We start from the raw sequence: 6,000 nt of genomic DNA on the forward strand, positions 1-6,000 counted from the left end.
TTCTACGCCCTGCTGTATTGGATTTTCAATCAGCAGCCTTGTCTCACTTGTGTGCAGAAACGGTTTATAGTTTCGGGATCAGGGCCGCTGTGTGTTTGTGGCTTTTGTTGAACAATCCGTTGCCCCACAGGGGAGTGTGGTCAGGAAACCCCTGTCCGCAGGCGCAGAAGTTATGGGTGAAACGCAGCTCTGAAATGGGCGAAAAAGAATGATAGGCGAAAGATAAACAGGCCGCTGCTTGTTTTTGGGGATGCATGAGGCGCAGCACATGACGGAAGAAAAATGGGGACAGCTCAGAACACGGCTTTTGAAGACTGTCGGCCAAAATAACTTTACGACCTGGATCGAACCGTTGGAGTTCAATTCAGTTGACGATGGTGTGGCGGTGTTTCACGTGCCAACCAATTTTATGGGCAACTACGTTAGCCAGAACTTTGCCGATCTCATTCTGCATGAGTTCAGCATCTCTGGCGAACCGGTTCAACGCCTGGCGTTTCGGGTTGCTGCCAATTCACCTGCACGCCCCGTGCGTCAGGTCGAACAACCCGCAGAGCCTTTTGCTGAAATGCAGGGCGGCTCTGGCCAGGAGAACAATGAGTCTCAGTGGCACCAGGAGCCTGCGCGTTCTGCAAATACTGGTTCTGCAAATACTGGCGCGTCTTTGTCTGCCAAAGCAGCTGCCGCAGCGCCAATGGACACATTGCAGGCGGCGCCGCTTGATCCACGGTTTACCTTTGACAACTTTGTCGTTGGCAAACCAAACGAGCTGGCCCATGCCGCAGCGCGCCGGGTTGCCGAAGGCGGCCCCGTGACCTTCAATCCGCTGGTGCTGTATGGCGGTGTCGGGCTGGGTAAAACGCACCTGATGCATGCGATTGCCTGGGAAATCAGCGCCCAGAATCCTGGTCTGAACGTGCTGTACCTGTCGGCTGAACAGTTCATGTATCGCTTTGTGCAGGCTCTGCGCGAACGCAAGATGATGGATTTTAAGCACCTGTTTCGTTCGGTTGATGTGCTGATGGTGGATGATGTGCAATTCATCGCTGGCAAGGATTCCACTCAGGAAGAATTCTTCCATACCTTCAACGCTCTGGTGGATCAGAACAAACAGATCATTATCTCAGCCGACCGCGCCCCGGGGGAGATCAAGGATCTGGAAGACCGGGTGAAATCGCGTCTGCAATGTGGCCTGGTGGTGGATCTGCACCCAACAGACTATGAGCTGCGTCTGGGCATTCTGCAAACCAAGGTGCAGCTGCAGCAAAAGACCTATCCGGATCTGGAAATTGCCGATGGGGTGCTGGAGTTTCTGGCGCATCGGATTTCCACCAACGTACGTGTTCTCGAAGGCGCGCTGACCCGGCTGTTTGCTTTTGCATCGCTGGTGGGGCGCGAGATCGACATGGATCTGACCCAGGATTGCCTGGCGGATGTTTTGCGCGCCTCTGAGCGCAAGATCACCGTCGAGGAAATCCAGCGCAAGGTGTCAGAGTATTACAACATCCGGATGTCGGATATCATCGGCCCCAAACGTCTGCGCTCTTACGCGCGGCCGCGGCAGGTGGCGATGTATCTGTGCAAAAAGCTCACCAGCCGCAGCCTGCCAGAGATTGGCCGCCGCTTTGGGGGTCGGGACCATACAACGGTCATGCATGGGGTGCGCCGCATCGAAGAGCTGAAGTCAACTGACGGTCAGATCGCCGAAGATGTGGAAATGCTGCGCCGCGCGCTTGAATCCTAATCTGCCGACCCGGCTATGATTAAAAGAGACGGTCCCGGATTTCCGGGGCCGTTTTTTGTTTGACGCCCAGTCTGTCGGCCAGTCTGCGGCCCGGTCTGTTGTTCGGCGTCTTGTCCTGTGCAGCCGCCTGTGTGTCAGCCTGTGTGTCAGCCCGTACAGCTGCCTGCGTTTCGCCTGTGGACCGGGTTCAATCGCAACGATTCTGTGGCTTTCAGGCTGTTGTGGGATCTCACCTCTTGACGCTGCCGGGAATCCCTTAGAAAACTCAATAAAAGCCTTGTGCATGAGGGGCAAACCGCTACTTTGCTTGTCCCGACCCTTGCTCTGTCAGGGCCCGGGGCGGGAGCCCGCAGGGACAGCGAAACAGCTTTGACGAGACGGGCGCGACGAAGAGGAAAGCGACATGAAGATCAGCATCGAACGCGGCACACTGCTGAAGGCGGTTGCGCAGGCCCAGTCAGTGGTGGAGCGTCGCAATACCATTCCGATCCTGGCAAATGTCCTGATCGAGGCCGAAGGCGAAGTGGCCCAGTTCCGCGCCACCGACCTGGATATCGAAGTTGTCGACAAGGCCCCGGCGCAGGTTGAACGCGCAGGTGCCACCACCGTCGCTGCCACAACCCTGCATGAAATTGTGCGCAAGCTGCCGGATGGCGCCTTGGTGACGCTCACGGCGGATGCGGCAACTGGCCGCCTGACGGTTGAGGCCGGGCGCTCGAACTTCTCGCTGGCCACCCTGCCACGGGAAGATTTCCCGGTTATGGCCAGTTCTGAATACCACTCGAACTTCACCGCCAATGCGGCGATGCTGCGTCGGCTTTTTGATAAATCCAAATTTGCCATCTCCACCGAAGAGACCCGCTATTATCTTAATGGCGTCTATATGCATGTCTCGGATGCGGCGGAGGGCGGCAAGGTGTTGCGCTGCGTGGCCACCGATGGTCACCGTCTGGCGCGGATTGATGCGCCGCTGCCAATGGGCGCCGAGGACATGCCGGGCGTGATCGTGCCGCGCAAAACCGTCGGCGAGATGCGCAAGCTGCTGGATGATGACGACATGGATATTGCGGTCTCCGTCTCCGAGACCAAAGTCCGCTTTGCTACCCCCAATATCACCCTGACTTCCAAGGTCATTGATGGCACTTTCCCGGATTACACCCGGGTCATTCCGGTCGGCAATACCCGCCGGCTTGAGGTGGACGCGGATGAATTTGCCCGCGCGGTGGACCGGGTTGCAACGGTTTCGTCTGAGCGGTCGCGCGCGGTGAAGCTGCAGCTGGAAGAAGATCGCCTGATCCTGTCGGTCAATGCGCCCGACAGCGGTGCCGCCGAAGAAGAGCTGGCGGTGGCCTATGCGGATGAGCGCCTGGAGATTGGCTTTAATGCCAAGTATCTGCTGGAAATCGCCAATCAGGTTGATCGTGAGAACGCGGTGTTTATGTTCAATTCCTCTGGCGATCCGACCCTGATGCGCGAAGGCAGCGACGAAAGCGCGGTTTATGTTGTCATGCCGATGCGCGTATAATTGGTGGTTTGCGGCTGCGCCGTGTAGCAAAAGGCGCGCCCATTCATGTTGGCCTTAACTGAATTGACTTTGTCCCACTTCCGCTCGCATCTGCGGGCGGAACTGCATTTGGACGGCCGCCCCGTGGCCATTCACGGCAATAACGGTGCAGGCAAGACCAATATCCTCGAGGCTGTTTCGCTGTTTTCTCCGGGGCGTGGCCTGCGGCGGTCCAGTGCCGCCGAAATGGTGCGCCGTCCCGAAGGGCTGGGCTGGAAGCTGAAAGCGGTCTTGCAAGCGCCGGATCAGGCCTATGAGATAGAGACCTGGTCGGACGAGGGTTCTGCGCGCCAAGTGCGGATCGACAACAAGGCGTCGAACCAGATTGCCCTGGGGCAGATCTGTCGGGTGGTCTGGCTGGTGCCGGTGATGGACCGTCTGTGGGTCGAGGCCGCCGAGGGGCGTCGCCGGTTTCTGGACCGCATAGCGCTGAGTTTTGATCCCAACCATGCTGAGGCGACACTGACCTATGAAAAGGCCATGCGCGAGCGCAACAAGCTGTTGAAGGATCAGGTTCGCGATGCGGCCTGGTACCGGGTGGTTGAGGCCCAGATGGGCGCAGCTGGACATCGGATTCACAGCGCGCGGTGCGCTGCGGTGCAGCGGCTGGCGGCGGCGCAGGCCACCGCCGAGACGGCCTTTCCCACGGCGCAACTGGAGCTGGTGCAGTCCGAGGGCGAGATGCCGACAAGCGAAGCGGATCTGGTTCAGGCTCTGGCTGAAGGGCGGATGCGGGACATGGCGGTTGGCCGGACCCTGGTTGGGCCGCACCGAAGTGATCTGATTGGCACCTATGCGCGCAAGGGGATTGCAGCCAAGGAATGTTCCACCGGGGAGCAGAAGGCACTTTTGGTCTCGTTGATTTTGGCCAATGCCCGCGCCCTGGCCGCCAGCGAGGGGGCGCCGCCAATCCTGCTGCTGGACGAGGTTGCAGCGCATCTGGATGCCGATCGGCGCGCCGCATTATATGATGAAATCTGCGCGCTTGGGGCGCAGGCCTGGATGACAGGCACCGGGCCGGAGCTGTTTGCAGAGCTGGGAAGCCGCGCTCAGACTTTTGAAATCGGTGAGGTGGACGGGGCATCGCAGGTGGTCAGCGAATGAGCCTGTCTGTCTGGGATCTGCTGCTCTATGCGGGTGCCCTGTTTGTGCTGTTTCTGACGCCGGGGCCGGTGTGGCTGGCGCTGATGGCGCGGGCGGTCTCTGGTGGGTTTCAGGCGGCCTGGCCCCTGGCTGTGGGCGTGGCCATTGGAGATCTGATCTGGCCGTTGGTGGCGATTGGCGGCATGTCTTGGCTGGCCAGCAGCCTGGGCGAGGTGATGCTGGTGCTGCGTTGGGGGGCCTGCCTGATGTTTGTCATCATGGGCTGTCTGGTGATCCGCGGGGCGGGGCGAAAGGTTGCCGAGAACCGAGCCTTGACCCGGCCGGGTGCCTGGGCCGGATTTGTGGCGGGGGTTGCTGTGATCATGGGAAACCCCAAGGCAATCCTGTTCTACATGGGGCTGTTGCCCGGCTTTTTTGACCTTGGCGCGCTTGGCTGGGTCGATGTTGTGGTGATCATTTGCCTGTCCTTTGCGGTGCCGCTGTTGGGCAACTTGGCGATGGCGGCCTTGGTGCATTCCCTGCGGGCGGTGATTGCCTCGCCAGAGGCCATGCGGCGGCTCAACCTGACCTCGGGCGCATTGCTGATCGGGGTTGGGCTGCTGCTGCCCTTTACCTGATTTCACCCACGATTTTCGGCGAACTGACAGCGGGTCGGCGGCTTTGTTCTCGTCCCTGTTCGGGGCTAAGAAAAAGCCCCATCGTGGGTGACATTAGGGGCCAAGTTGCGTATAAAATCAGAAAGTTAAAACAGGAAGTCGCGAATGTCTGATAACGAACAGAACCCAGCCGAATATGGTGCCGATTCCATTAAGGTTCTCAAAGGGTTGGAGGCAGTTCGCAAACGTCCTGGCATGTATATCGGTGACACCGATGACGGCTCTGGTCTGCACCATATGGTCTATGAGGTGGTGGACAACGGAATTGATGAGGCCCTGGCCAATCATGCCGATCACGTTCGGGTCACAATTCATGCGGACAGTTCCGTTTCCGTCTATGACAACGGGCGCGGGATTCCAGTGGGCATCCACGAAGAAGAAGGCGTTTCAGCGGCTGAGGTCATCATGACTCAGCTGCACGCCGGCGGCAAATTTGACAGCAACTCCTATAAGGTGTCCGGCGGTCTGCACGGGGTGGGTGTTTCGGTTGTAAACGCCCTGTCCGACTGGCTGGAACTGCGGATCTGGCGCGAAGGCAAAGAACACGTCGCGCGGTTTGAACATGGCGATACTGCTGAGCATCTGAAGGTTGTGCAGGACTGTGGCGATCGAACCGGCACCGAAGTGCGATTTATGGCCTCGACCGACACGTTTTCGAACCTGGAATACTCGTTTGAGACGCTGGAAAAGCGCCTGCGCGAGCTGGCCTTCCTGAACTCGGGCGTGCGCATCGTGCTGGAGGACGAGCGCCCCGCCGAGGCGCTCAAGACCGAGCTGCACTACGACGGCGGCGTCAAGGAATTTGTCAAATACCTCGACCGGTCCAAGCAGCCGATGATCTCCGAGCCGATCTTCATCTCGGGCGAGCGCGACAATATCGGGGTCGAGGTCGCGATGTGGTGGAACGACAGCTACCACGAGACGGTGCTGCCCTT

5 protein-coding genes are annotated in these 6,000 nt (G+C 59.1%); all 5 read left to right on the forward strand.

Annotated elements, in window-relative coordinates; genetic code table 11:
- The first annotated feature begins 268 nt into the window (after positions 1-268).
- Positions 269-1,741: a chromosomal replication initiator protein DnaA gene (dnaA, locus tag QZ268_RS06635; protein ID WP_295449958.1), complete on the forward strand. Its 1,473-nt coding sequence runs from the start codon at positions 269-271 to the stop codon at positions 1,739-1,741.
- Positions 1,742-2,144: 403 nt separating this feature from the next.
- A complete protein-coding gene (gene dnaN, locus QZ268_RS06640) occupies positions 2,145-3,266 on the forward strand; it encodes a DNA polymerase III subunit beta (RefSeq protein ID WP_295449960.1) in 1,122 nt (373 codons plus the stop codon).
- A 45-nt stretch (positions 3,267-3,311) separates the two neighbouring features.
- Positions 3,312-4,409, forward strand: a complete 1,098-nt coding sequence (recF, locus tag QZ268_RS06645) for a DNA replication/repair protein RecF (RefSeq protein ID WP_295449963.1) — start codon at positions 3,312-3,314, stop codon at positions 4,407-4,409.
- Complete coding sequence (locus tag QZ268_RS06650; protein ID WP_295449965.1) at positions 4,406-5,026, forward strand: LysE family translocator; 621 nt, start codon at positions 4,406-4,408, stop codon at positions 5,024-5,026. The genes recF and QZ268_RS06650 overlap by 4 nt, the downstream gene beginning before the upstream one ends.
- A 144-nt stretch (positions 5,027-5,170) precedes the next feature.
- Positions 5,171-6,000, forward strand: an 830-nt coding sequence (locus QZ268_RS06655; protein ID WP_295449969.1) for an ATP-binding protein, incomplete at its 3' end; no start/stop codon positions are given.

Source organism: uncultured Pseudophaeobacter sp., from assembly GCA_905479575.1.
In the GTDB taxonomy this organism is placed as follows: domain Bacteria; phylum Pseudomonadota; class Alphaproteobacteria; order Rhodobacterales; family Rhodobacteraceae; genus Pseudophaeobacter.

Excerpts from the sequence above, each read along its gene's own strand:
- QZ268_RS06650 (WP_295449965.1), top strand. The coding sequence starts at position 4,406 with ATGAGCCTGTCTGTCTGGGATCTGCTGCTCTATGCGGGTGCCCTGTTT.
- recF (WP_295449963.1), top strand. The coding sequence starts at position 3,312 with ATGTTGGCCTTAACTGAATTGACTTTGTCCCACTTCCGCTCGCATCTG.
- dnaN (WP_295449960.1), top strand. The coding sequence starts at position 2,145 with ATGAAGATCAGCATCGAACGCGGCACACTGCTGAAGGCGGTTGCGCAG.
- dnaA (WP_295449958.1), top strand. The coding sequence starts at position 269 with ATGACGGAAGAAAAATGGGGACAGCTCAGAACACGGCTTTTGAAGACT.